Annotated in this window: 21 protein-coding genes and 1 pseudogene; 12 read left to right on the top strand and 10 right to left on the bottom strand. The window is 70.7% G+C overall.

Annotation, left to right across the window (positions count from 1 at the left end; all coding sequences use genetic code 11):
* Window positions 1-185: 185 nt before the first annotated feature.
* Window positions 186-779, bottom strand: a complete 594-nt coding sequence (locus HNR02_RS27305) for a TetR/AcrR family transcriptional regulator (RefSeq protein ID WP_179776434.1) — start codon at window positions 777-779, stop codon at window positions 186-188.
* 168 nt (window positions 780-947) lie between these two features.
* Here HNR02_RS27305 and egtA point away from each other — a divergent pair, with 168 nt between their 5' ends.
* From egtA to HNR02_RS27265, 9 genes are all read left to right on the top strand, one after another.
* The gene (gene egtA / locus HNR02_RS27300; RefSeq protein ID WP_179777881.1) at window positions 948-2201 is read left to right on the top strand and encodes an ergothioneine biosynthesis glutamate--cysteine ligase EgtA; all 1254 of its coding nucleotides are present in this window, start codon (window positions 948-950) and stop codon (window positions 2199-2201) included.
* Window positions 2198-3562, top strand: coding sequence for an ergothioneine biosynthesis protein EgtB (gene egtB, locus HNR02_RS27295; protein WP_179776433.1), 1365 nt, complete (start codon window positions 2198-2200; stop codon window positions 3560-3562). Before egtA ends, egtB begins: the two co-directional genes overlap by 4 nt.
* Window positions 3563-3564: 2 nt before the next feature.
* Window positions 3565-4326 (top strand): ergothioneine biosynthesis protein EgtC, encoded by a 762-nt coding sequence (gene egtC, locus HNR02_RS27290; RefSeq protein WP_179776432.1) that lies wholly within the window; start codon window positions 3565-3567, stop codon window positions 4324-4326.
* Window positions 4323-5297: an L-histidine N(alpha)-methyltransferase gene (egtD, locus tag HNR02_RS27285; protein ID WP_179776431.1), complete on the top strand. Its 975-nt coding sequence runs from the start codon at window positions 4323-4325 to the stop codon at window positions 5295-5297. The genes egtC and egtD overlap by 4 nt, the downstream gene beginning before the upstream one ends.
* 82 nt (window positions 5298-5379) lie before the next feature.
* Window positions 5380-5850, top strand: coding sequence for a nitroreductase family deazaflavin-dependent oxidoreductase (locus HNR02_RS27280; RefSeq protein WP_179776430.1), 471 nt, complete (start codon window positions 5380-5382; stop codon window positions 5848-5850).
* Window positions 5851-6026: 176 nt separating this feature from the next.
* Entirely contained in the window at window positions 6027-7184 is a 1158-nt protein-coding gene (locus tag HNR02_RS35775) for an EfeM/EfeO family lipoprotein (RefSeq protein ID WP_312861181.1), read from the top strand.
* Window positions 7181-8377: an iron uptake transporter deferrochelatase/peroxidase subunit gene (gene efeB / locus HNR02_RS27270; protein ID WP_179776429.1), complete on the top strand. Its 1197-nt coding sequence runs from the start codon at window positions 7181-7183 to the stop codon at window positions 8375-8377. The genes HNR02_RS35775 and efeB overlap by 4 nt, the downstream gene beginning before the upstream one ends.
* A 27-nt stretch (window positions 8378-8404) precedes the next feature.
* Complete coding sequence (locus HNR02_RS36990) at window positions 8405-8905, top strand: alkaline phosphatase family protein (RefSeq protein WP_446680336.1); 501 nt, start codon at window positions 8405-8407, stop codon at window positions 8903-8905.
* Window positions 8905-10029, top strand: a complete 1125-nt coding sequence (locus tag HNR02_RS27265) for a phospholipase C (protein WP_446680335.1) — start codon at window positions 8905-8907, stop codon at window positions 10027-10029. Before HNR02_RS36990 ends, HNR02_RS27265 begins: the two co-directional genes overlap by 1 nt.
* Before the next feature lie 351 nt (window positions 10030-10380).
* Here the strand turns inward: HNR02_RS27265 and HNR02_RS27260 are convergent, their stop codons facing one another.
* From HNR02_RS27260 to HNR02_RS27250, 3 genes are all read right to left on the bottom strand, one after another.
* Window positions 10381-13194, bottom strand: a complete 2814-nt coding sequence (locus HNR02_RS27260) for an aconitate hydratase (protein WP_179776428.1) — start codon at window positions 13192-13194, stop codon at window positions 10381-10383.
* A gap of 244 nt (window positions 13195-13438) precedes the next feature.
* The gene (locus HNR02_RS27255; protein WP_218914449.1) at window positions 13439-14827 is read right to left on the bottom strand and encodes a flagellar basal body protein FliL; all 1389 of its coding nucleotides are present in this window, start codon (window positions 14825-14827) and stop codon (window positions 13439-13441) included.
* A 2-nt stretch (window positions 14828-14829) separates the two neighbouring features.
* Window positions 14830-15270 carry a hypothetical protein gene (locus HNR02_RS27250; RefSeq protein ID WP_179776426.1) on the bottom strand — a complete coding sequence of 147 codons (441 nt, stop codon included), beginning with the start codon at window positions 15268-15270 and terminating at the stop codon, window positions 14830-14832.
* Between the two features lie 121 nt (window positions 15271-15391).
* Here HNR02_RS27250 and HNR02_RS27245 point away from each other — a divergent pair, with 121 nt between their 5' ends.
* Window positions 15392-16759, top strand: a complete 1368-nt coding sequence (locus HNR02_RS27245; protein WP_179776425.1) for an NlpC/P60 family protein — start codon at window positions 15392-15394, stop codon at window positions 16757-16759.
* A gap of 104 nt (window positions 16760-16863) precedes the next feature.
* Here the strand turns inward: HNR02_RS27245 and HNR02_RS27240 are convergent, their stop codons facing one another.
* Window positions 16864-17724 (bottom strand): LysR family transcriptional regulator, encoded by an 861-nt coding sequence (locus HNR02_RS27240; protein WP_179776424.1) that lies wholly within the window; start codon window positions 17722-17724, stop codon window positions 16864-16866.
* Window positions 17725-17792: 68 nt separating this feature from the next.
* Here HNR02_RS27240 and HNR02_RS36595 point away from each other — a divergent pair.
* Window positions 17793-18602, top strand: a pseudogene (locus HNR02_RS36595) (EamA family transporter); the annotation flags it as partial.
* A 55-nt stretch (window positions 18603-18657) separates the two neighbouring features.
* Here the strand turns inward: HNR02_RS36595 and HNR02_RS27230 are convergent.
* From HNR02_RS27230 to HNR02_RS27210, 5 genes are all read right to left on the bottom strand, one after another.
* Complete coding sequence (locus tag HNR02_RS27230) at window positions 18658-20085, bottom strand: FAD-binding oxidoreductase (RefSeq protein ID WP_179776423.1); 1428 nt, start codon at window positions 20083-20085, stop codon at window positions 18658-18660.
* Between the two features lie 148 nt (window positions 20086-20233).
* Window positions 20234-21457 carry a metal-dependent hydrolase family protein gene (locus HNR02_RS27225; protein WP_179776422.1) on the bottom strand — a complete coding sequence of 408 codons (1224 nt, stop codon included), beginning with the start codon at window positions 21455-21457 and terminating at the stop codon, window positions 20234-20236.
* A gap of 56 nt (window positions 21458-21513) precedes the next feature.
* A complete protein-coding gene (locus tag HNR02_RS27220) occupies window positions 21514-22056 on the bottom strand; it encodes a cupin domain-containing protein (protein ID WP_179776421.1) in 543 nt (180 codons plus the stop codon).
* A 66-nt stretch (window positions 22057-22122) separates the two neighbouring features.
* Window positions 22123-23409 carry a PucR family transcriptional regulator gene (locus HNR02_RS27215; RefSeq protein WP_179776420.1) on the bottom strand — a complete coding sequence of 429 codons (1287 nt, stop codon included), beginning with the start codon at window positions 23407-23409 and terminating at the stop codon, window positions 22123-22125.
* Between the two features lie 147 nt (window positions 23410-23556).
* Complete coding sequence (locus HNR02_RS27210) at window positions 23557-23865, bottom strand: hypothetical protein (protein ID WP_179776419.1); 309 nt, start codon at window positions 23863-23865, stop codon at window positions 23557-23559.
* A gap of 381 nt (window positions 23866-24246) precedes the next feature.
* Between HNR02_RS27210 and mobA the strand changes: the two genes are divergently transcribed.
* Complete coding sequence (mobA, locus tag HNR02_RS27205; RefSeq protein ID WP_179776418.1) at window positions 24247-24789, top strand: molybdenum cofactor guanylyltransferase; 543 nt, start codon at window positions 24247-24249, stop codon at window positions 24787-24789.
* Window positions 24790-24874: the final 85 nt, after the last annotated feature.

The following is a 24874-nucleotide window of genomic DNA, read 5'->3' as shown; positions in this document are numbered from 1 at the left end:
CACGGTCCTGGGCCGGGCCGGCGGGGTGCTCGGGCAAGCCGGGTGCGCCACCCGGCTTCGTACTGTCACCAGGTGACTGCGCGTCGCGCACGAAAAGAGTCACTCCTTGGGAGGTCGCGGAAACGGTGAGCGCCATGATACCCGTCCGCGCGCGCGGAGGTGGACAATCCGCCCAGGTGAGCGCGTCACGACTCGGTGGCGCCGCGGGCGCGGTGGCGCCGCACGCTCTCCTCCACGAGGTCGAGCACCGGTCCGAGGTCGTCCGCGGGCAGGCCCATCGCCAGGTGGGAGACCAGGCCCTCCAGGACCAGCTCCAGGTAGGCGGTCAGGACGTCGACGTCCACGTCGTCGCGCAGGTTGCCGGCCTGGCGCTGCCACAGCAGGCGCTGCCGGGTGGCGGCGGTGAGCTGGTGGGAGCGTTCGGCCCAGCGGCCGCGGAACTCCGGGTCGGTGCGCAGCCGCCGGGACACCTCCAGCCGGGTGCCGAGCCAGTCCGCGGGGTGGCCGCTGTCCTCGGTGAGAAGATCGCGCATCACCTGCACGAGGCCCTGCTGGGCGACGACGTCGGCCATCCGCGCGGCGTCTTCCTCGGCGAGCGCGAGGAAGAGCGACTCCTTGTCGCGGAAGTGGTGGAAGATCGCGCCGCGGGAAAGCCCGGTGGCTTCCTCCAGCCGCCGGACCGTGGCACCCTCGTAGCCGTACCGGGCGAAACAGACGCGGGACCCGTCGAGGATCTGGCGCCTGCGCGCTTCGAGGTGGTCCTGGCTCACCCGGGGCATGGCTAGATCCTGACACCGGGGACCGGGCTTTCGCAAACCGTACGTACTTACTGCAATCCTTACGGATCTCTTCCGGAGACCTGGCGCGCCCCGTTCGTACGCTGAAAAGTGTCGGTGCCCGCGTGTAGCGTCCGAAACCGAGTCCTCCTCAGACGATGGGACACGATGATGACAGCGGTCCGGCCTGTTTCACCCGCCCCTGGCGGGGCGGTGGCGGCGAAGGTGGTCTCCGACCGCGCCGAGGGCGAGGCGTACGTGGCGTCCGTGTGCTTCAAGCACGGCCCACCGCGGCTGCTCGGCGTGGAGCTCGAGTTCACCGTGCACTACGCCGACGACCTCCGAAGACCACTCGAAGCCGATCACCTCGCCCGTGCGCTGGGGCCCCACACACCGCGCACCCTCCGTCCCGACAGCCCGGCCGTGCCGTTGCCGGCGGGCTCACCCCTGACTCTCGAACCCGGCGGCCAGGTGGAGATCTCCGCTCTGCCGCAGGCTTCGCTCCGCGAGCTCGCCGCCGTGGTCTCCGCGGATCTCGCCCATCTCTCCGATCTTCTCGCCCGTCACGGGTTCGTCCTGCGCGACGACGGCATCGACGCCCACCGCGTGCCCGTCCGGTTGCTCGATACGCCCCGTTACGCGGCGATGGAACGCCGGTTCGCCCCGATGGGCACTGGCGGGATCACGATGATGTGCAGCACCGCGGGCCTGCAGGTGTGCGTCGACGCGGGGGAGCCGGACACGTTCGCCGCGCGCTGGGCGGCGGTGCACGCGCTCGGCCCGCCGCTGCTGGCGCTGTTCGCCAACTCCCGGTGGCACGCGGGCCGGGACACCGGGCTGGCCTCGGCGCGGTGGCTCGCGGTGATGGAGACCGAGCGGTGCCGCACGTTCGCGGGACCGTCCGGCGGCGATCCGGTGGCGAGCTGGGCGGAGCGGATCATGGACACCCCGCTGATGGTGGTGCGGCGGGACGAGGGCCCGTGGGACGCGCCGGAGGACCTGACGTTCGCCGAGTGGGTGGCGGGCCGCCATGCCGGGCAGGTCCTGCACCGGCCGGCACTGGCCGATCTGGACTACCACCTCACCACGATGTTCACCCCCGTGCGGCCGCACGGCTACCTGGAGGTCCGCTACCTCGACGCCCAGCCGGGGCAGCGTTGGCTGCATCCGGTGGCGCTGCTGAGCGCCCTGCTCGATCAGCCGTCCACAGTGGACAAGGTGCTGGAGGTCTGTGCTCCGGTGGCGGACGAGTGGGAGCTCGCCGCGCGTGCCGGGGTCGCCGATCCGCGCCTGGCAGCGGTGGCTCGCGAGGTCGCCGACCTCGGGTGCGCCGCACTGTCGGGCACCGACCTGACCGAGGAGACCGTCAACGAGATCAGTGAAGGCGTGCAGCGGCTGGCGCACGCCGGGGAGGGGATGAGATGACCGACGTGTCACCGGCGCTCACCGAGGCGCCGAACCCGGTGCGTGACCTGCCCGTCGAGGGCCTGCGCGCCCGGGCGGCCGAAGCGCTGGAGCGGGCGCGGGCGCGCAGCACGGCGCTGACCGATGCCGTCGACGACGGCGACCTGGTGCGCCAGCACTCGAAGCTGATGTCGCCGCTGGTCTGGGACCTCGCGCACATCGGCAGCCAGGAGGAGCTGTGGCTGGTGCGGGACGTGGGCGGCCGGGAGCCGCTGCGGCCCGACATCGACGATCTCTACGACGCCTTCCAGCACTCGCGGGCCAGCAGGCCGTCGCTGCCGCTGCTGGGTCCGGCGCAGGCACGGGCCTACGTCGCCGAGGTGCGGGCCAAGGCGTTCGACGTGCTCGACCACGCGCCGATGGCGGGGCGGCCGCTCACCGAGGCCGGGTTCGCCTTCGGCATGATCACCCAGCACGAGCAGCAGCACGACGAGACCATGCTGGCCACGCACCAGCTCCGCAGGGGCGATCCGGTGCTGCACGCGCCGCAACCGCCACCGCGCCGGAGCGGACCGCTGCCGGACGAGGTGTTCGTCCCGGCGGGCGCGTTCGTCATGGGCACGTCGCTGGAACCGTGGGCGCTGGACAACGAGCGTCCCGCGCACGCGGTCGAGGTGGACGCCTTCTTCCTGGACACGCTGCCGGTGACCAACGGCGCGTACGTGGAGTTCCTGGACGCGGGCGGCTATGCGCGGCGGGAGTTCTGGAGCGAAGCGGGCTGGGATTACCTGCGCGAACACGACATCACGGCGCCGCGGTTCTGGCGCCGCGAACCGGAGGGCTGGTGGCGGGTGCGGTTCGGGGTGCACGAACCGGTTCCCGCCGGTCAGCCGGTCGTGCACGTGTCCTACTTCGAGGCCGAGGCGTACGCGAAGTGGGCGGGCAAGCGGCTGCCGACCGAGGCGGAGTGGGAGAAAGCGGCCCGGTTCGACCCGGCGACGGGGGAGTCGCGGCGCTATCCGTGGGGCAACGAGGAGCCGACGCCGGAGCACGCGAACCTGGGGCAGCGGCACCTCTCGCCCGCTGCGGCGGGCGCCTACCCGAAGGGCGCTTCGGCCGTCGGCGCGCACCAGCTCATCGGCGACGTGTGGGAGTGGACGAGCACGGACTTCGCCGGGTACCCGGGTTTCCGCGCCTTCCCCTACCGCGAGTACTCGGAGGTCTTCTTCGGACCGGAGTACAAGGTGCTGCGCGGCGGCTCGTTCGGCACCGACGCGGCGGCCGTACGCGGCACCTTCCGCAACTGGGACTACCCGATCCGCAGGCAGATCTTCTCCGGCTTCCGGTGCGCGCGGGACGCCTCGCCAGGCGAGCGGGCCTGAGGATGTGCCGCCATCTGGGTTACCTGGGCCCGCCCTGCTCACCGGCGGAAGCGGTGTTCGACGCGCCGCATTCGCTGCTGCGCCAGACCTACGCGCCGCGGGACATGCGCGGCGGCGGCGCGGTGAACGCCGACGGGTTCGGCCTCGGCTGGTACGGCGACGGGCCGGAGCCGGTGCGCTACCGGCGGCCCGTTCCGCTGTGGAGTGACCACGACCTGCCGCGGCTGGCGCGGTCGGTCCGCAGTGGAGCGTTCGTCGCCGCGGTGCGCAACGGCACCACCGGGATGCCGTCGGGGGAGGGCGCGTGCGCGCCCTTCACCGGTGGCCGGTGGTTGTTCAGCCACAACGGCCTGGTACGCGGCTGGCCGGACAGCCTGGCCGCGCTCGCGGGCAAGCTGCCGGTCACCGATCTGATGACCCTGCAGGCGCCGACCGACTCGGCCGTGCTGTGGGCGTTGCTGCGTGAGCGGCTCGACGCGGGCGAGGACCCGGCCGGTGCCGTCGCCGACCTGGTCGGCCAGGTCGAGCGGGCGGCGCCGGGGTCGCGGCTGAACTTCCTGCTCACCGACGGCACCGTCCTCGTCGGCACCGCCTGGACCCACGCTCTGTCGGTGCGGGTCGAGGGCGAGGCCGTGCTCTTCGCGTCCGAACCCCTGGACGATGCGCCGGGCTGGTCGGAGGTGCCGCAGCGGCACCTCGTCGTGGCCCGGCACGGCGCCGTCGAACTCCTTCCTCTCACCACTGATCGGAGTGTCCCGTCATGACCGAGTCCGAGCTGGACATCCACCGCGGCGAGGCCGAGATCGCCGAAGCGCTGCGCACGGACGTGCGGGAGGGACTGTCGGCGCGGCGGAAGTGGCTGCCGTCCAAGTGGTTCTACGACGCGGCGGGCAGCAGGCTGTTCGAGGACATCACCGCGCTGCCCGAGTACTACCCGACCCGCTCCGAGCGGGAGGTGCTGGCGCGGGAGGCGGGCGAGATCGCGCGGATCACCGGCGCCCACACGCTGGTCGAGCTCGGCTCGGGGTCGAGCGAGAAGACGCGCCTGCTGCTCGACGGGCTGCGCGAGCACGGCAGCCTGCGCACGTTCGTGCCGCTGGACGTGTCGGAGTCGGCGCTGGCGGAGGCGGTCGGGGCGATCCAGGCCGGGTATCCCGGGCTGGACGTGCGGGGTGTGGTCGGCGACTTCACCGAGCACCTGGACCTGCTGCCGGGCGAGCCGCCGCGGCTGGTGGTGTTCCTCGGTGGCACGATCGGCAACTTCCTGCCCGCCGACCGCGCCAAGTTCCTGCACGCGGTGCGGGACGTGCTGGCCGAGGGCGAGTGGTTCCTGCTCGGCACCGACCTGGTCAAGGACGCCGGCACGCTGGTGCGCGCCTACGACGACGCGGCCGGCGTGACGGCCGCGTTCAACCGCAACGTGCTGCGGGTGGTCAACGACGTGCTCGGCGCGGACTTCGACCCCGGCGCGTGGGAGCACGTGGCCCACTGGGACGCCGAGCACGAGTGGATCGAGATGCGGCTGCGCACCCCGGAGGCGGTGCGGGTGGCGATTCCGGGCGCGGGCCTGGAGGTGTCCTTCGAGGCCGGGGAGTACATCCGGACCGAGATCTCGGCGAAGTTCCGCCGCGAGGGCGTCGTGGCGGAACTGGCAGAGGCCGGGCTGGCGGTGGAGCACTGGTGGGCCGACGCGGCGGCCCGGTTCGGAGTGTCACTGGCCCGCGCCGTGAGCTGACGCCGGTTCGCCCGACGCGGGTGAGCGGCATCGCGTTCAGGTGAGGAAGGGGCGGAAGCGGGCCAGTGGTCCAATAGGGGGCGTGAAGAACCCGCTCCCGCTCCTGGCCCGCAGACTCGGCACCCGTCCGTGGCTGATGCGGCTGGCCAAGGTCATCATCTGGTCCGACAAGCGGTTGCACCGTGCGTTCGGCGGGCGGGTGAGCCTGGTGGGGATCGCGGGCCTGCCGTCGCTGCGGCTGACCACGGTCGGCCGCAAGAGCGGGCTGCCGCGCAGCACGAACCTGCTGTACTTCCCGCACGAGGACGGGTTCGTGCTGGTCGGCTCCAACTGGGGCCGTCCGCGCGATCCCGGCTGGACCTACAACCTGCGTGATCATCCCGAGGCGTGCGTGGCCATCCGCGGCCGCGAAGTGCCGGTCACGGCGAAGCAGGTCAAGGGTGAGGACTACGACCAGCTGTGGCGGCGGCTGCTGGACTTCTGGCCCGGTTACGAGATGGAACGCCTCGCGGCGGGCCGCGAGCTGCCGATCTTCCTGCTCGCCCGCCGGTAGCTCCCGTTCGCCGGGTCCCGGCGCGAAGGCTCCCTATATCCGATTTTCGTGCTTCTGGGCGAAACGTTGCCCGAACAGTGGGTGAACGCTTTGCGCGACGGGGCAAAACGGACCGGCTCCGCGCGCCCGGCTGCTTAGGCTCCGCTCGGCAAAGATCCGTTCGAGCAGGGGGCCGAGTGTCGCGCTGGGTTGTGGCGGGGGTGGTCGCCGTGGTGGTGCTGGGTGGCGTGGGCTGGCGGCTCTGGGGGAAACCGACGTCCACATCGGACACCGTCATCGAGGTGTCCGCGTCCGCCTGCGGGCTCGGATGGGACCGGCCGCAGGCGGGGCCGCAGACCCTGGTACTGCACAACACCGGCGCGGTCACCGCCGAGGCCGAGGTCGTCGACCCGGCCACCGGTGCGGTGTTCGGTGAGGTCGAAGGTCTCGGTGCGAACGCGACCCGCGCGCTCGACGTCACCCTCGACGCCGGCGACTACGCGCTGCGCTGCCTGCCCGACGACGCCGACGCGGTCACCGGCGCGACCGTCCACGTCACCGGCGGCACCGTGCGCGAGGCACCGGCCGTCGTCCCGGTCACCTACGCCGACCTCATCGCCCCAGCGAAGGCGTACCAAGACGTCACGATCACCGGTCTCGACACGCTGGTCACCCAGACCGGCGCGCTCGCCTCCGCCGCCAGGACCGGAAACCTCGACTCCACCCGCGCCGCGTGGCTGACCGCCCACCTCACCTACGAACGCCTCGGCGCGGCCTACGGCGCGTTCGGCGACGCCGACTCCGCCATCGACGGCACCGCGGACGGCCTGCCCGGCGGCACCGCCGACGTGGACTTCACCGGCTTCCACCGCCTCGAACACGACCTCTGGCACGGCGCTCCCACCGCCGCCCTCGCCGCCGAGGCCCAGCAACTCGACGACGCCGTCCAGGAGCTGCGCGAGTCCTTTCCCGACGCCCAGATCGACCAGCTCGACCTGGGCCTGCGCGCCCACGAAATCATGGAGAACGCCCTGCAGTCCGAACTGACCGGCCACGACGACTACGGCAGCGGCACCGGTCTGGCGACCACGCTGGCCAATCTTGACGGCACTGTCGCGGTTGTGGACGTCCTCCGCCCGCTGTTGACCACGAGGATGCCCGCGCTGCCCGATGTGGACAACCAGATCGCCCGCACCCGCGCCGTGCTGCGGACCGCGCGGCGTCCGGACGGCTCCTGGATCCCGGTGGCGCAGCTGAGCACCGCGCAGCGGGAACGGGTCAACGGCGCCGTCGCCGAGCTGACCGAGCGGCTCGCCCCGATCGCGGCCATCACCGCACCGCGGAGGACCTCGTGACCGTCGGCCGCCGCTCCTTCCTCCGCGGCGCGATCGCCGGAGCCGGGGCCGCCGCGGCCACCGCGGGGTTCACCGCGAGCAGCGCGGCCGACGACGACGCACCGGTCCCGTTCCACGGTGAGCACCAGGCCGGTGTCCTGCTCCCCGTCGCGCGGCAGGCGCTCGTCGTCTCCTTCGACGTCATCGCCGAAACCCGCGCCGAGCTGGCCGGGTTGTTCCAGGCGATCACCGACCGGGCGCGGTTCCTGACCGCGGGCGGCACCCCGGACACCGTGGGCATCACCGGCCCGCCGTCGGACTCCGGCGTGCTCGGGCCCGTCGTCCCGGCCGGACGGCTCACCGTCACGGTCGGCGTCGGCGCGTCGCTGTTCGACGACCGCTACGGCCTCGCCGACCGAAAACCCGCGCACCTCACGCCGATGCGGATGTTCCCCAACGACGACCTCGACCCGGCGCAGTGCCACGGCGACCTGAGCGTGGTCCTGACCGCGGACGACGCCGACACCGTCCTGCACGGGCTGCGGGATCTCGCCCGCGCCACCCGCGGCGGGATGCAGCCGCGCTGGCGGATCTCCGGCTTCACCTCACCGCCGCGCCCGGCAGGCACCCCCCGCAACCTGATGGGCTTCAAGGACGGCACCGCCAACCCCGACGCGCGCGATGCCACCGAGATGGCCGACCTCGTCTGGGCCGGTGCGGGGGAGCCATCGTGGACCGCGGGCGGCAGCTACCAGGTGATCAGGCTGATCCGGATGCTCGTCGAGTTCTGGGACCGCGTGTCGCTCAGCGAGCAGGAGAACATGTTCGGCCGCCGCCGCGACTCCGGCGCGCCACTGGACGGGTCCCACGAGGACGACGAACCCGGTTACGCGCTCGATCCCGCGGGCGCCGCCATCCCGCTGACCAGCCACATCCGGCTGGCGAACCCGCGCACGGCCGCCACCGCCGGCAGCCGGATCCTGCGCCGCGCCTACAACTACGACCGCGGCATCGACGGCAACGGCAACCTGGACATGGGACTGGTCTTCACCTGTTACCAGCAGGACCCGCTGCGCCAGTTCGAGGCCGTGCAGACCCGGCTGATCGACGAACCGCTGGTCGACTACATCTCGCCGTTCGGCGGCGGCTACTTCTTCGCCCTGCCCGGGATCACCGGGCCGGACGACCACTTCGGACGGGCCCTGCTGGCCTGATCCGTTTCCACCACACGGGAGGACACAGTGGACACGAGTTTCGTCCGGCGGCGGCGCGCACCGCTGCTGCTCGGCGCGGGCGCGCTGGTGACCGCGGCGGGCGTGGCGATCGCCGTCAGCACCGCGGTCGGCGGCGCGCAGGCGCAACCGCTGCATCTCAAGCCGGCAGGCGCGATGCACACCGCGACACCCATCAAGCACGTCGTCGTGATCTTCGGCGAGAACATCTCGTTCGATCACTACTTCGGCACCTACCCGCGGGCCGCCAACACCGACGGCACGCACTTCGAGGCCGCGCGGAACACGCCACGCGTCAACGGCCTGTCGCAGCAGTTGCTGACCGACAACCCCAACGCCTACGACCCGAACCGGCTCACCCACGACGAAGCGCTGACCTGCGACCAGAACCACGGCTACGGCGCCGAGCAGAAAGCCTTCGACAACGGGAAGATGGACAAGTTCGTCGAGTACACCGGCAAGGACACCTGCACCGGGCAGCCGATCCTGTTCGGTGAGCCGGGCTGGTGATGGACTACTACGACGGCAACACGGTCACCGCGATGTGGAACTACGCCCAGCACTACGCGATGAGCGACAACTCGTTCAACACCACGTTCGGCCCCTCCACTCCCGGCGCGATCAACCTGATCTCCGGCCAGACCCGCGGCGTGCAACCGGTCACCTCGGTGACGCACGAACCGGTCACCGACACTTCCGTCGCGGTGTCGCCCGACTCCGCGGGCCGGGGCACCGTGATCGCCGACCCCGATCCCGCCTTCGACGACTGCTCGGACAACAACCACACCGCGACCTCCAACCTGGCGAAGGCGCAGGGCACCAACATCGGCGACCTGCTCAACGCGCGCGGCGTCACGTGGGGCTGGTTCCAGGGCGGCTTCCGGCCCACCGGCGAGGAGAACGGGTACGCGGTCTGCGGGCAGACGCACCAGAACATCGGCGGCGTCACCGTCACCGACTACAGCCCGCACCACGAGCCGTTCCAGTACTACGAGTCCACGGCCAACGAGAAGCACCTGCCGCCCAGCTCGCCCGCCGCGATCGGGCAGACCGACCAGGCCAACCACCAGTACGACATCACCGACTTCGACACCGCGCTGCGGGCCGGGAGCATGCCCGCCGTGAGCTTCCTGAAAGCCCCTGCCTACCAGGACGCGCACGCGGCCAACTCCGATCCGCTCGACGAACAGCGGTTCGTGGTCGAGGAGATCACCAAGATCCAGCAGTCGAAGGAGTGGTCGTCCACGGCGATCGTGCTCGCCTACGACGACTCCGACGGCTGGTACGACCACGTGAGCGCGGTGGTCAACGGCTCGTCCGACGCCGCGCAGGACTCGCCGGTCTGCACCGGCGCCCGCAACACGCTCGGCGGCGCCGACCGCTGCGGGTACGGCCCGCGCCTGCCGCTGCTGGTGATCTCGCCGTATGCCAAGGAGAACTACGTCGACCACACCCGCACCGACCAGACCTCGGTCCTCAAGTTCATCGAGGACAACTGGTCCGCGGGTCGTATCGGCGGCGGGTCTTACGACGTTCGGGCCGGGTCGCTGCAGGGCATGTTCGAGTTTCGTGGCCCGAAGGCGAAGGCGGTGACGCTGGATCCGGGGACGGGTGCGGTCGTGAAGGAGCACTGAACCGCGGAGACGCGGCGTATAACGATCTATACGGCGCGGGTTTGCGCTACGCGCGTATCTACGGCGCCGGGCTTCGCTTCGCTACGCCTCGGGCCGTGGGCGCTGGCGCGCCCGGCGGTTTGTCCCCTCCCGAACCCGATCTTTCAGTGTTCGGTAGCTGGGGATCGGGTTGCGGGAGAGGGGTGGTTCGGGTGGTGGGCCGCGTTTCGTTGCCGGGTGGCGGTCGGCGAGCGTGGGGTTCGGCGTGCTGAGTTCCCCGTTCCCGGCCGTGAGTTCTGCGTTCCGGGGTGGGGACGGGAAAGCGCCGCGAACCACTGGGGCTCGCGGCGCTCGCCGTGAACAAGAAACGCCTCAGGCGCGGGTCATCTTGCGCAGCACGTACTGCAGGATGCCGCCGTTGCGGTAGTAGTCCGCCTCGCCGGGGGTGTCGATCCGCACGACCGCGTCGAACTCGACCGTGTCGCCGTTCTCCTTCTTCGCGGTCACCTTGACCGTCCGCGGGGTCTCACCGTCGTTGAGCTTGGTGATGCCCTCGAAGTCGAACGTCTCGGTGCCGTCCAGGTGCAGCGACGACGCCGACTCGCCCTCCGGGAACTGCAGCGGGATGACGCCCATGCCGATCAGGTTCGACCGGTGGATCCGCTCGAACGACTCGGCGATCACGGCACGCACCCCGAGCAGCCGGGTGCCCTTGGCCGCCCAGTCCCGCGAGGAACCCGAGCCGTACTCCTTGCCGCCCAGCACGACCAGCGGGATACCGGCCTCGGCGTAGTTCTGCGCCGCGTCGTAGATGAACGCCTGCGGCGCGCCGTCGACCGTGAAGTCGCGCGTGTAGCCGCCCTGCACGTCGTCCAGCAGCTGGTTCCGCAGCCGGATGTTGGCGAAGGTGCCGCGGATCATCACCTCGTGGTTCCCGCGCCGGGAGCCGTAGGAGTTGAAGTCCTTACGGTCCACCCCGTGCTCCGACAGGTACTGGCCCGCCGGGGTGTCGGCCTTGATGGCGCCCGCGGGGGAGATGTGGTCGGTGGTGACCGAATCGCCCAGCTTCGCCAGCACCCGCGCGCCCTGGATGTCGGTGACCGGCGCCGGGTCGGCCTGCATACCCTCGAAGTACGGGGGCTTGCGCACGTAGGTCGACTGCGCGTCCCACTCGAAGGTCTTGCCCTCCGGTGTCGGCAGCGACTTCCAGCGCTCGCCACCGTCGAACACGTCGGCGTAGTCCTTGGAGAACATCTCCTGCGTGATCGCCGAGTCGATGGTCTGCTGGATCTCCTGCGGCGACGGCCAGATGTCGCGCAGGAACACGTCGTTGCCATCCGTGTCCTGCCCGAGGGGCTGCTCGTCGAAGTCGAAGTCCATCGTGCCGGCCAGCGCGTAGGCGATGACCAGCGGCGGCGACGCCAGGTAGTTCATCTTGACGTCCGGGTTGATCCGGCCCTCGAAGTTGCGGTTACCGGACAGCACGGACACGACCGTCAGGTCGTTCTCCTGCACCGCGGCCGAGATCTCCTCGGGCAGCGGGCCGGAGTTGCCGATGCAGGTGGTGCAGCCGTAGCCGACCAGGTGGTAGCCCAGCTTCTCCAGGTACGGCCACAGGCCGGCCTTCTCGTAGTAGTCGGTGACGACCTGCGAGCCCGGCGCCATCGACGTCTTGACCCACGGCTTGACCGACAGGCCCTTCTCCACCGCGTTGCGGGCCAGCAGGGCGGCGCCCAGCATGACCGAGGGGTTGGAGGTGTTGGTGCACGAGGTGATCGAGGCGATCACGACGGCGCCGTGGTCGAGCACGAACTCGCCGCGGTCCTCGGAGCGCACCGTGACCGGCTTCGACGGGCGGCCCGACGCGCCGTTGGCGGCGGAGGCCAGCGCCGGCTCGGCGTCTTCGTCGGCGAAGGACAGACTCGGCGCGTCACTGGCCGGGAACGACTCCTCGACCTTCTCGTCGACCTTGGTGTGCGGCGTCGGGTGCTGCTCCTCGACGTAGTCGTGCACCGACTTGCGGAACGAGGACTTCGCGTCGGTCAGCTCGATGCGGTCCTGCGGGCGCTTCGGGCCGGCGATCGAGGGCACCACCGTCGACAGGTCCAGCTCCAGGTACTCGGAGTAGGACGCCTCGCGGCTCGGGTCGTGCCACAGGCCCTGCTCCTTGGCGTAGGCCTCGACCAGCGCGACCTGCTCGGCCGAGCGGCCGGTCAGCTTGAGGTAGCGGATCGTCTCGTCGTCGATCGGGAAGATCGCCGCGGTCGAGCCGAACTCGGGGCTCATGTTGCCGATGGTGGCGCGGTTGGCCAGCGGCACCTGCGCGACGGATTCGCCGTAGAACTCGACGAACTTACCGACCACGCCGTGGCGGCGCAGCATCTCGGTGATCGTCAGCACCACGTCGGTGGCGGTCACGCCGGCCGGGATCTCGCCGGTCAGCTTGAAGCCGACCACGCGCGGGATCAGCATCGACACCGGCTGGCCCAGCATCGCGGCCTCGGCCTCGATACCGCCGACACCCCAGCCCAGCACGCCCAGGCCGTTGACCATGGTGGTGTGCGAGTCGGTGCCCACGCAGCTGTCCGGGTAAGCCTGGCCGTTACGGGACATGACCGTGCGGGCCAGGTGCTCGATGTTGACCTGGTGCACGATGCCGGTGCCCGGCGGGACGACCTTGAACTCGTCGAAGGCACCCTGGCCCCAGCGCAGGAACTGGTAGCGCTCGCGGTTGCGCTCGTACTCGATCTCGACGTTGCGCTCGAAGGCGTCGGCGCGGCCGAACACGTCGATGATCACCGAGTGGTCGATGACCAGCTCGGCCGGGGCGAGCGGGTTCACCTTGTCCGGGTCGCCGCCGAGGTCGGTGACGGCCTCGCGCATGGTGGCCAGGTCGACCACACAGGGGACACCGGTGAAGTCCTGCATGATCACGCGGGCCGGGGTGAACTGGATCTCGATCGAGGGATCGGCGTTCGGCTCCCAGTTGCCCAGCGCGCGGATGTGGTCGGCGGTGATGTTCGCGCCGTCCTCCGTGCGCAGGAGGTTCTCGAGCAGGATTTTCAGGCTGTAGGGCAGCTTCTCGGAGCCGGAGACCTTGTCCAGGCGGAACACCTCGTACGAGGCGTCACCGACCTTCAAGGTGTCGCGGGCGCCGAAGCTGTCCTTGCTGGCTGGTGCGGTCACGTCTAACTCCCTGGGCAGGGTCGTCGCCGTCAGTTCGGTTCGGGTTGTCCATCGCGAGTCTGGCGCACGCGGTTCGCGTCCGCAGACGCGGGGATGAGCGCAGGCTCTCGCACGTCAAACAGTACGCTTGTCCTTTTTTGACTTCAACGGGACCCGCCGAGGGCAGGTGTGACGTGGGTCCTGCCGCGTGACGAACAGCGCCCGCGACCGGCCGGGGTCGCGGGCGCCGGCACCGGCCGGTGCGCTACTCGGCGAAGCGCAGCAGCGTGGTGATGTCCTCGGGGTTCAGGCTGCGCAGGACGGTCAGGCCCAGCTCGTTGAACGTACGCAGCGGGCTGACGTAGTGCAGGCCACCAGACTCGGTCGTGATGACGCCCAGCCCCTGCTCGAGCACGCCGCGGGAGAGGTTCTCCAGCACGCGCACGACCTCCTCGGGCGCGCCAGAGCCGACCTCGTCCTCCAGGCTCTCCACGACGAAGTCGCCGCACAGCCGCCGGGTCTGCCCCTCGCCGGTGGCCTCGTAGCAGTCGCCGTCCTTGGTGACCGTGTACTTCTCGCCGGAGGGATCCTCGAACTCGACGTAGGTGATCGTGTTACGGGTGCCGCCGGGCACCGCCGAGGTGTCGGCACGCAGGTCGAGCAGCTTCGCCCCACTGGGTTCGCTGTCCTCGTCCGCGGCCGCCACCAGCGCCGGGCCCGCGTCGTGCAGGACGGCCATCTCGTCCGGCGGCAACAGCTCGATGACCCGGGTCAGATCCTCGTCGAGCGCGGCCTGCACGAGCTGCTTGACCGCGTCGGTGGAGCTGTTCGCGCCGCGCGCCGGGATCGACGTGGTGGGCCAGGGCTCGTTCTCGTCCCGCAGCGCGTAGTCGGCGATCGTGTAGAGCAGGCTCGGATACCACTCGCCGTCGACCTGCACCGTCGCGATGCGGATCGGCTCACCCTGGTCCCGCACCTCCTCGGCGATGTCGATCGTCTCGGTCTGCGGGCCCTGGCCGGAGGGCATCAGGTCGCGCAGCTTCTGCGCCAGCGGCAGTTTCGACGGGTCGGCGGTGACGGTGAGGGTGCCGCCGGTGAGCTTGGTGATCGTGAGGTGGTCGTTGACCTGCTCGGCCGCGGCCTCGTCGAACACCAGGTTCTCGGCCTTGACCTGCAGTCCGGTCAGTGCCTCCGGATCCGCGGCGGAGTCCAGGATGCCCAGTCGCTTCAGCTCGTCGGTGGTCTGGCCGATCGGCTCGGTGAGCAGCTTCGCCTCGGCCGGTGCGAGCGCGCTGACCACGCCGACCACGTCGTTGCCGCCGAGTGCGGTCGCCAGGTTCTGCGCCGCCTCGGTCGGGGTGGCCGCGCCGGAAGCCACCGAGTCACGCTGCGACAGCGCGAACCAGGTCCCGCCGCCGCCGAGCACCACGACCAGGGCGACGACCAGCCCGATGATCAGGCCACGACGCTTCGTGCGCGGCGGCTGAGGTGGCAGCTGCTGGAACCCCTGCGGCTGCGTCTGCGGGTACTCCCACGGCTGCTGCCCGTACTGGGGCTGGCCGTAGGGCTGCTGCCCGTCCTGCGGTTGCCCGTAGGGCTGCTGGGGGTACTGCGGATTCTGCTGTTGCGGCCAGTGACCGCCCTGGGGTGGCATGCTCACCGTGTCCTCCCTGCTCTCGCCGTGACGAAGGTGCCGAGCGCGCCGGCCAGCGCGAGGGCGGAGCCGCACAGGGTGGTCACCGGTCCGCTGGCGGACACGGCGACCACGCTGGAGGATTCGCCCGCTTGGACGGTGGCGAGCAGCGCGATGGTTCCCCCGGTAATCGCGAGAAGTGCCGTCAACGTTGCGGCCGTGCGGGCCAGGCCACAGACGAAGAGCACCACGCACACCGCCGTCAGTGCCGGAACCGCGATCCAGGCCCGCAGAGCGGTGCCCGCGACCGGATCTTCGAGCAGCGCCAGCCGGTCGGCCAGCCCGGCCGCGGCGTAGCTGCTCCGGCTCACCGATCCCGAGGAGAACCAGGGCAGGAACGTACCGAGCACGACGAGAGCCAGGCCCAGCGTCGCGACGGCGGGGCCGATCCGGGGTCCGCGCATACCCCGGTAGACGCGCGGAAGGGGCTCGCGGATCCCCGGTTGGGGTGAATGTTGCCCCTGTGTCGCGTGTGACACCTGGTCAGGCAGTGACTCAGGTGGCACAGTGCGCGATGCAGTGGGGATGTGTGCCTGGAGGGAGTCGAGCGGCGTGGGTGACCTGGGGTGGAAGGCCCGCCGGTGGCCGGTGATCGGCGCGCTGGCGCTCGTCGTGGTGTCGCTGGCCGCCGGGCCCGCCGCCGCCGTGCCACCGCCACCGCCCAATCCGAGTGACTCCGAGATCAGCTCCAGCCGTCAGGACGCGGACTCCAAGGCCGGTGAGGTCGGCCAGCTGACCAACCGGCTGGCCGAGGCCGAGTCCCGCCTCGACGAACTGCAGAGCACCGTCGAACTGCGGATGGAGGAGGCCAACAAGGCGCTGGTCGACCTGCAGACCGCGCAGGACGCCGCCGACCAGGCGCAGCGCGACGCCGACGCGGCCGCGCGCGAGGCCGACGCCGCGCAGGCCCAGATCGACACCGCCCGCGCCAACCTGGACCAGTTCATCTCCAGCAGCTACCAGCAGGGCAGCACCATGGGGTCGCTGTCGGCCTACCTGGGCGCGACCAGCCCGAAGGACCTGCTCTCCCGAGCGCAGCTGCTCGAAGCCGTCAGCGGCAGCCAGCTCAACGCGCTGGAGATGATGCAGCAGGCGCAGACCGACAAGTCCAACAAGGACGCCGCCGCGCGGCAGGCCCTGCAACTGGCCCAGCAGGCGCAGGACCAGGCCACGCAGGCGAAGGTGGCCGCGGACGGCGCGCGGGCCGCCGCGGTTTCGGCCCAGCAGAGCCAGGCCGCCCAGACCGCACAGCTCCAGGCGGACAAGACCACCGTCGAACAGCAGCTGTACGAGGCGCAGCAGCGGGTCAGCGGGCTGCAGGGCCAGCGGCAGCGCTACGAGGACTGGGTCGCGCAGAAGCAGCGTGAGGACGAGCTGCAGGCGCAGCAGGCCGCGCTGGCGTCGTCGAACTCGTCGTCGTCCGGCGGCGGGGGGAACAGCCGCCCGTCCGCGCCCGCCACGTCGGGATCGTCGTCCTCGACCGTCGAACGGGTGGTCGCGCGGGCCATGTCGCAGCTCGGGATGCCCTACGCGTGGGGCGGCGGCAACGCCTCCGGTCCGACGCGCGGCATCCGCGACGGCGGGGTCGCCGACTCCTACGGCGACTACCGCAAGATCGGGTTCGACTGCTCCGGGCTGATGATCTACGCCTTCGCCGGGGTCAAGTCGCTGCCGCACTACAGCGGCTACCAGTACACCTCCGGCCGCCGGGTGCCACTGGCGCAGATGCGCCGCGGCGACATGCTGTTCTGGGGCCGCAGCGGCATCCACCACGTCGCGCTGTACCTGGGCAACGGGATGATGATCGAGGCACCGCAGTCCGGGATGGTCGTCCGGGTGACCCGCGTGCGCTACGGCGACATCATGCCCTTCGCGACGCGTCTGGTGGGCTAGTGTGCGGCGCCGGTGTTCCGGTCACGAGATGAGGTGTGGCGGGCGAGGGTCCGGTTTTCCAGGGTGAGCAGGCCGAGCCGTAGCGCACTGCAGACGCGGAAAGACTAGGCGGTTGCGTAAAGCTCGGTGATGGCGTCGACGAGGTCGCTGAGGCCGTGGGGCCGCTCGTCGCGCCACCACGCCAGCGTTACCGGGATGCGGGGACCGTCCTTGATCGGCCGGTAGCTGACCCCGGGTCGCGGGTGGTGATACGCGGTGGCCTCCGCGGTCGTTCCGACACCACGGCCGGCGACGATGGCATCCAGCCAGCTGTCCACATCGGTGGACTCCACGAACTGGGGCGTGCGGTCGGCTCCGTGCCACAGCTCGCCACTCGTCGTCCCGACCCGCTGGTCGATGATCACCGTCCGTTCGGCGATCTCGGCCATGCGCACCTGACGCCTGCGCGCCCACTGCGGATCGTCCGACGCGAACGCCACCAGCCGGCGTTCCAGACCGACGACGACGGAGTCGAAGCGCCGGTCATCGACTGCCCGCCGCACCACCGCCACGTCGCACAGACCTTCGCTCAGGCCGGCGGTGGGGGAGTTGTGCCGGATCAGCTCCAGTGCGGTCGCCTGATGCCGCTGCGACCACGTCCGTTGCAGCCGTGCGGTGTGCCGCCCGATCGCCGCCCAGGCGTAGCCCAGCCGCAACACGCCATGACGAGAGCGCAGGAACTCGGTGAATCGTTCGGCTTCGGCCAGCACTCGGCGGGCATGCGGCAACACCTGCTGCCCGGTGCTGGTCAGCTCGCACCCGCGCGGAACGCGGCGAAGCAGCTTCTCGCCGGCGGCGGCCTCCAGGCCCGCGATCGTGCGGGAGACCGCAGCCTGGGAAACATACAACTCGGCCGCGGCGCTGGTGAACGATCCGGCTTCGGCCGCTGCCACGAAGAACCGCAGCTCACGCAGGTTCCACTCCATGACCCAAGCGTATAGCTTGCTCAAAACTTGCACTGGATCATCCGTCGAGCGGCCCATACGGTGCCGGTATGGCGACCGTGGAAACCCCTGGACGCAACAGGACCGGATCTGCCGTCGGGCTGTCCGCCACCACGGCGACCGCGCGCCAGCGAGGCGCGGGCGTCGCCATGATGCTCGCGAGCTCGGCTGCCAACCAGACCGGCGCCGCCGTCGGCGCCACCGCCTTCCCCGCCATCGGCCCGGTCGGCGTCGTCGCGGTCCGCCAGTTCGTCACCGCACTCGTCCTGGCACCGATCGTGCGGCCCCGGTTCCGCGGGCTCGGCAAGGACTGGTGGCCCATCCTCGGCCTGACCGCTGTGTTCAGCGTGATGAACCTCAGCCTCTACCTCGCGATCGACCGCATCGGGCTCGGGCTCGCCGTCACCCTCGAGTTCCTCGGCCCGCTGGCCGTGGCCATCGGCAGCTCGCGCCGCGCGTTCGACTTCGCCTGCGCCGGTTCGGCCGGCGTCGGCGTCGTGGTGCTGACCAACCCGGGCCCGGCCACCGATGTCGTGGGCGTCGCTCTGGCGCTGGTCGCGGCCACCGCCTGGGCCTGCTACATCCTGTTGAACCGCACCCTCGGGCAACGCCTGCCCGGCATCCAGGGCACCGCCGTCGCCAGCGTCGTCACGGCCGTCGCCTGGACCCCCATCGCCGTGGTGTGGTTCTTCCTGCGCCCTCCGGCCGGCACGGCCCTTGGCCTGGCCGCCGCCTGCGGGGTGCTGTCCTCGATCGTGCCCTACGTGGTCGACCTGCTCGCCCTGCGCCGGGTACCGGCGCGGGTGTTCGGCACCTTCACCAGCATCAACCCCGTCTGGGCCGCCGTGGCCGGATGGCTCCTGCTCGAGCAGGCGCTGCAGCTCAACGAGTGGATAGGCATCACGCTCATCGTCGTCACCAACCTCGCCGTCTCCGCCAGGGGGCTCGCACGTTCACCGAACCCGCTGGGGCAGCGTCGCCCCGTCCCGCATCACGGCTCGTGGAGCGGGCGATCACCGCGGCGCGGTCGAGTGGGCCGGCTCGGATGACCTTGCCGGGATTGAGGATTCCCCGGGGATCGAGCGCGCGCTTGACGCCGCGATGCAGGTCCAGCACGGCGGAGCTGAGTTCTGCCCGCAGCCCTGGTTTCTTGAGCAGTCCCACGCCGTGCTCGCCGGTCACGGTGCCGCCGAGCGCGAGGGCGTCAGCCACGATGTCGTCGAAGGCGGACTGGGCGCGCCGGCGGGCGTCGTCGTCGCCGTGGTCGGTGATCAGCAGCGGGTGCAGGTTGCCATCGCCGGCGTGCGCGATGTTGGCGATGGTGATCGCGTGCTTGCGGGCGCTCCGCTCGATACGCGCCAGCATCTCCGGAACTTGCGCCGTCGGTACGCAGACGTCCTCGGTGAGCACGGCGCCCAGGCGCTCCAGCGCCGGGTAGGCGAGCCGCCGCGCGGCGAACAGCGCCTCGGCCTCCTCCTCGTCCGTGGACCGGACGGCGTAGGTCGCACCGGCGCCCTCGAAGCAGGCGACCATGCGTTCGGCCGCGGCATCGCCCGCCGTGCCGGGCTCGTCGAACCTGGCCAGCAGCACCACGTCGGCCTCGATCGAGAGCCCCATGTTCTTCCAGTCGTCGACGGCCGCGAGGCAGTGTCTGTCGACGAGTTCGAGCGCGGCCGGGGTGAGCCCGGCCGCGGCGCTCGCCGCCACGGCTCGCCCGGCGTCGACGACCGAGGAGAAGTACCCGGCCACCGTGATCGCGGGCGGGGGCAGCGCCCGCAGCCGCACGGTCACCTCGGTGACGATCCCGAGGGTGCCCTCGGAGCCGATGACCAGCCCGGTCAGGTCATAGCCGGCCACGCCCTTGGCGGTGCGTCGGCCGAGCCGGACGAGCTCGCCGGTGCCGGTGACCATCTGCAGGCCGAGCACGTAGTCCCGGGTCACGCCGTACTTGACGCAGCACAACCCGCCCGCGTTGGTCGCGACATTGCCACCGATCGTGGACCACGGCGCGCTCGCCGGGTCCGGCGGATACCAGAGTCCCTGCTTCGCCGCCGCCGCGCGCAGGTCGTCTTTGAGCACGCCGGGCTCGACCACGGCGATCCGCTCGAGCGGATCGATCTCCACCACCCGGTCCATCCGGTCCAGCGCAAGCACGATGCGGCCGTCGACGGCGTTCGCCCCGCCGGACAGGCCGGTCCCCGCGCCACGTGCCACGACCGGCACCCGGTGCCGATAGCAGGCCGCGACGACTGACCGCACCTCGGCCGGGCTCGTCGCACGCACCACGGCCAGCGGGGTCCCGGCGGGCGCCCACTCGGCTTCGTCGCGCGCGAGCGAAACCATGACGTCCGGGTCCCGCAGGATGTGCTTGCCGGGGAGTCCCAGCTCGGCCAGGAGCCCGGGGCCGGGGCAGCGGTCATCACCACTCCTTCGGGACCGGGCGTCCGCCGATCCGCACGATCACTACGTACTCGACGCGGTTTCGGCTGAGTCAGCGGAGGTCCTTCACGATGCGCCCCTCCTGAACGACCAGCACCACGGCATCGGGATCTTCGAACAACCGGGGGTCTTCCAGCGGATTGCCGGCGAAGGCGACGAGATCGGCGCGCTTTCCCGGTTCAATCGTCCCCACTTCGTCGCCGATGCCAAGAATGTCCGCGTTGATTCTCGTCGCCGCCTCGAGCGCGGCCGCGGGTGTCTCCACCTCGGAGCGCAGCATGAGTTCCAGTCCACGCCGGTCTTGGCCGGGACCGATCAAATCGGTCCCGAGCCCCACTCGGACACCGGCCCGGCGCGCGGCGTGAATCGCCTTGACCATCTCGTCGTACATCCGGCCGATTCTGTCCCGCATCGACTCGGGCAGCCCGGCTCGGGTGGTGTCCCGAGCAAGTATGTGCACGACGGACAGCGTGGGCACGAGAGCAATGTCGTGCCTGGCGAGGAGATCCGCGGTGTCGTCGTCGACAAGCGAACCGTGCTCGATGCACCGAACGCCGGCCGCCACCGCGTTCCGGATGCCGGCATTGTTGTGGGCGTGGACGGTGACGTAGGTCCCGCGTGCACTCGCCTCCGAAACCGCGGCGGCAATCTCCTCGACGGTGAACTGCGTGTCGCTGAGGTTGTCGTGGCGCGACACGACGCCGCCCGTGACGCACAGCTTCAAGAAGTCGGCTCCTCGCCCGAACGCTTCTCGCGCGTTCTTGCGCACCTCGTCCGGCCCGTCGCCGGGCAGGGAGGTGGACCTCAACCCGAGAATCTCGTGTTGATGCCACCACGCCGTCGGTTCCCAGTCGGCACCGTGGTACCCATGCCCGGCCGTCTGACAGAGGACTGGACCGCACTGGAGAATACGAGGACCCGGCACCTTGCCGCTGGCCACCACACCGGCCAGGCCGCCGTCGATCCCGCCGGTGTCGCGTACCGTGGTGAATCCGGCATCACGTGTCCGCCGGCAGTTCTCGAACATGTCGGCCGCCTGCTCCGCGACCGAAATCCGGTAGGCCACGGCGTCATCGATGTGACTGGACAGGCCCAGATGGACGTGCGCATCAATCAGACCAGGGACGATCGTCAGACCGGTGCAATCGACGGTTTCCCCGTTCGCCGACGGATTCCCGGCCACTGCCGTGATCCGGCCGTCGTCCACCTGAATGGTGCGGGAATCGACCGGATCTCCGCCAGTACCGTCAATGACGGTCGCGCCTGTCAGCCACATGATGTCCGTGATCTCCTTCGACGTCCTGGATCGGAAGCAACCCGCCGGAAACGGGATCAGCTTGGCGCGGTGCCTCCTTCGTAGGTGGCGCCGACAACGACGGCAGCAACCACGGCGGGTTCACTTCCACGGTTCACCCATCGATGGACGTTTCCGGCTTGGACGACCACGTCGCCGGCCTGGAGTTCCTTGGCGAGGGTGTCACTCAGTTCCAGCGTGATCGGTCCGGACAGCACCACGGCGAAATCGACCGTCGCGGAAGTGTGCATGCCCTCGGTGTCCGGTTCGATAGTGCCCAGCAAGCCAGGAAAGGACTCCTGGAGTTCGTTCAGCTGGGCCTCGGTCGGGGAGTCGACGGGCGCCGCGGCCTGGCCCGGCTGCAGGGTGAGGAGAACGAAGCGCAGCCCGCTTTCCGGCGGGAAATGGCTGTGCCAGGAAGGCTCCGAGCCATCCGAGGGCAGGCGCCGCTGATCGGCGCCCCAGATGTAATGCATTTCGACACCCGGCAGCGCGGACGCCGAGCGCGCCGTGAGAGTCGAATCGTCAGCGAAGAACGCCGCGCCCTCGCTGTCCGTGCCGGTAACGACCCTGCGTAGCATATTCCCTCCTGGAGATTCCGTGACCGCCTCTCGGGGCCAATTCCGTATTGTCGTATGACGCGTGGGTCAGGACACCGACCGCATTGGGGCCGGTTTCTCCTCGACCGCGAGCGACGCCGTCTCGTTTCGGTACGCGGCAGCCAGCGCCTGCAGTTTCAGTCCGAGGTGCAGGGTCAGCCGGTCCTCGCCGCGACTGAGCTCGCAGCCCGTGAGCTGCTCGATCCGTTTGAGCCGGTGGTACAGGGTGGCCCGGTGCACTTCGAGGCGGCGCGCGGTCCGGGCGGCGTCGCCCGCGCTGTCCAGGAACGTTTCCAGTGTGGCGACGAGCCCACGATTCCCGTCCGCCCTGTGCAACGCGACGAGCGCGGGCACCTGGGCCGCGGCGAACAAGTCGTCGGCGGGCATCTTGAGCAGCAGCTCGTACGGGCCGAGTTCGCCCCAGCGGGCGAGCGGCCCGATGGACGGTACGAGCTGCGCCGCGCGGACCGCGAGGAAGGCTTCCCGGTAGGAGTCGATGACGTCTTCGATCCGGTGGACGACGCCACCGATGCCCAGCACGATCTGCCCCCCGCGCCGGAGAAGCTGCTCGAATCGCGTCGTCAACCGGGCATGGACCGCGTCCAGCTCACGGTGGGACAGGGGCTCAGGCACGGCGAGCAGCAGCCACATGCGGGACTTGTCGGCGGCCATCAGGGCGTGACCCCGAACGACCGCGCCGCCCTGGCCGTGGGACATCCAGCTCTGGGTGTCTTCGACCGCGGCTTCCAGCGCGACGGCCTGCGGGGCGGCAAGACGATCAGGGTTCTGGTGCTGGATGCCCAGCACCTGCAAACACAGGGCGGTGTCCGGGAACAACTGCTCGGCTCGCAGGTCGTCCACCGCTTGGGAACGGACGGCGTGATCGGTGGCGACGAGCTCCCACAGGATCGCCTCGTGCCGGGCACGGGCGCGTTCGTGCACCAGGAGTGCCCGGTAGAGGACCGCGCCGGCTCGCTCGGCGGCCTCCCGTGCCACGTCTTCGTGCTGGGGGCGGGTGGGTCCGGAGTCGATGAGCCACAGGTAGCCCAGCAGTAACCCGTTGCAGCGGATCGGGACGCAGATCCGCCGGCTGGCGCCCGCCAGCGGCACGACAACGCGGCCGGGGGCCGTCCACCGCGCGATGCCCTGCGCGAGGATCTCCTCGCAGAGCCGGGGATCGATCGAACGGTTGAGTACCGACGCGACGCGCGTGGCGTCCTCGTCGTCGAAGTGGCGGCTCGCGGCGAGCAGCCGAAGCCGCGGATCGTCGATCGCCACGGAACGCCGCAGCCGTTCGGCCAGGTCGTCGACGATGTCCTGCAGGTCGTCAACCATCGTGCGCGCTCCTCCATGAGCCGGCCGTTCGGCAAACTATGCACCCACGTCACGCCAGGTGGCGAGCGACAGATGACGGACGCTGAACAGCGCCCAGGCGACATCTGTCGTCCATGTGGGGACGAGAACGGTGTCCGCCTGGAACGGTCACACGTTGTACGCCGAAACGACGACGGGGATCCGCCTCAGCTGCTCGAGCAGCAGGGCGTTCTGCGCGGGTGTCACGCTGACCGAGCAGCTCACGCGGCTCTCCACCACGCCTTCGCGTACGTCGATGCGAAGATTGGTCACCGCGTAGCGCCGACTGTGCAACAACATCAGCACACGCACTACACCCGCAAGCCCGTTCGTGACGAAGGCGTCGAACGAGCGGTGCACGCGAAAGTGGCCCGAGTCAGCCGGGCAGGATGGCGTCGGCTGGGACGAATCCCCCATGGACGGAACGGCGTAGGTCATCACGGATCTCCTGGAGTGACATTCGGGGAATGATCCGGACCAGGTTCCGAAAGGCGCACGGAACTGCGCGCCGGCGACCTGGCTCAGCCGACGCGCCGGCGAATGATGATCCTGCGCACGAGCGGGACCCTACACGACGCCACGACGGGGACGGTACGCGGCAAAGCAGCCCAAACCCCGCAGCCATGCCGAGAACCGCCCGTGGTGGTGCGGTCAGGGGCGAGGTGTCCACACCGGACGGACGATCGAACTCGCCGCTCACTCGCCAGCGCGAACCCGTCCCGTCCAGCCCCTTGACCGGATGACCGGTGCGGCACGCTGAGGCCGCCGGACCGGGATGTCCTCCTCGTGCCGTGATGTCCGCGGGGTTAGTCTGGCGGAGTGAGCGAACTGGCGGCCATCGTGCTCGCGGGCGGGGCCGCGCGCAGGCTGTCCGGTGTGGACAAGCCCCTCCTCGAGGTCGGTGGAGTGCCGCTGCTGCGCCGAGTCCTCGCCGCCGTCCGCGGAGCCGACCCGGTCATCGTCGTCGGGCCGGAGCGGGACGGGATCGAGGCGGTGCGGTGGGCGCGGGAGGATCCGCCCGGTGGCGGGCCGGTGGCGGCGCTCGCCGCGGGGCTCGGCCAGGTCACCACGCCCCGGGTCGCCGTGCTGGCGGGGGACCTCGCCGGGATCACGAATTCCACTGTGGAGCGTTTGGGTGCCGCACTCGACGGTGACGGCGCGGTGCTCGTCGACGAGCAGGGGCACCGGCAGTGGCTCATCGGCGTCTGGCGCACCGCGAGCCTGCGCGCGGCGATCCCGGCCGAACCACACCACGCCGCGCTCCGGACAGTGCTCGGGCGGCTGGCCATCACCGACGTGGCAGCCGGGCCGGGCGAGGCCGCCGACGTCGACACCCCCGAAGACCTCGACCGCCTGCGCTGAAGCTCACAGCCGTCACACCGGTGAGCGAGTTGACTACCGTGGCGGCCTTCCGTGCGCGGACGGCTAGTACGGTCGCAACGCAAGG

The sequence above is a fragment of the Amycolatopsis endophytica genome (genome assembly GCF_013410405.1).
GTDB lineage: Bacteria > Actinomycetota > Actinomycetes > Mycobacteriales > Pseudonocardiaceae > Amycolatopsis_E > Amycolatopsis_E endophytica.
This window is presented reverse-complemented; position numbering and strand designations above follow the sequence as displayed.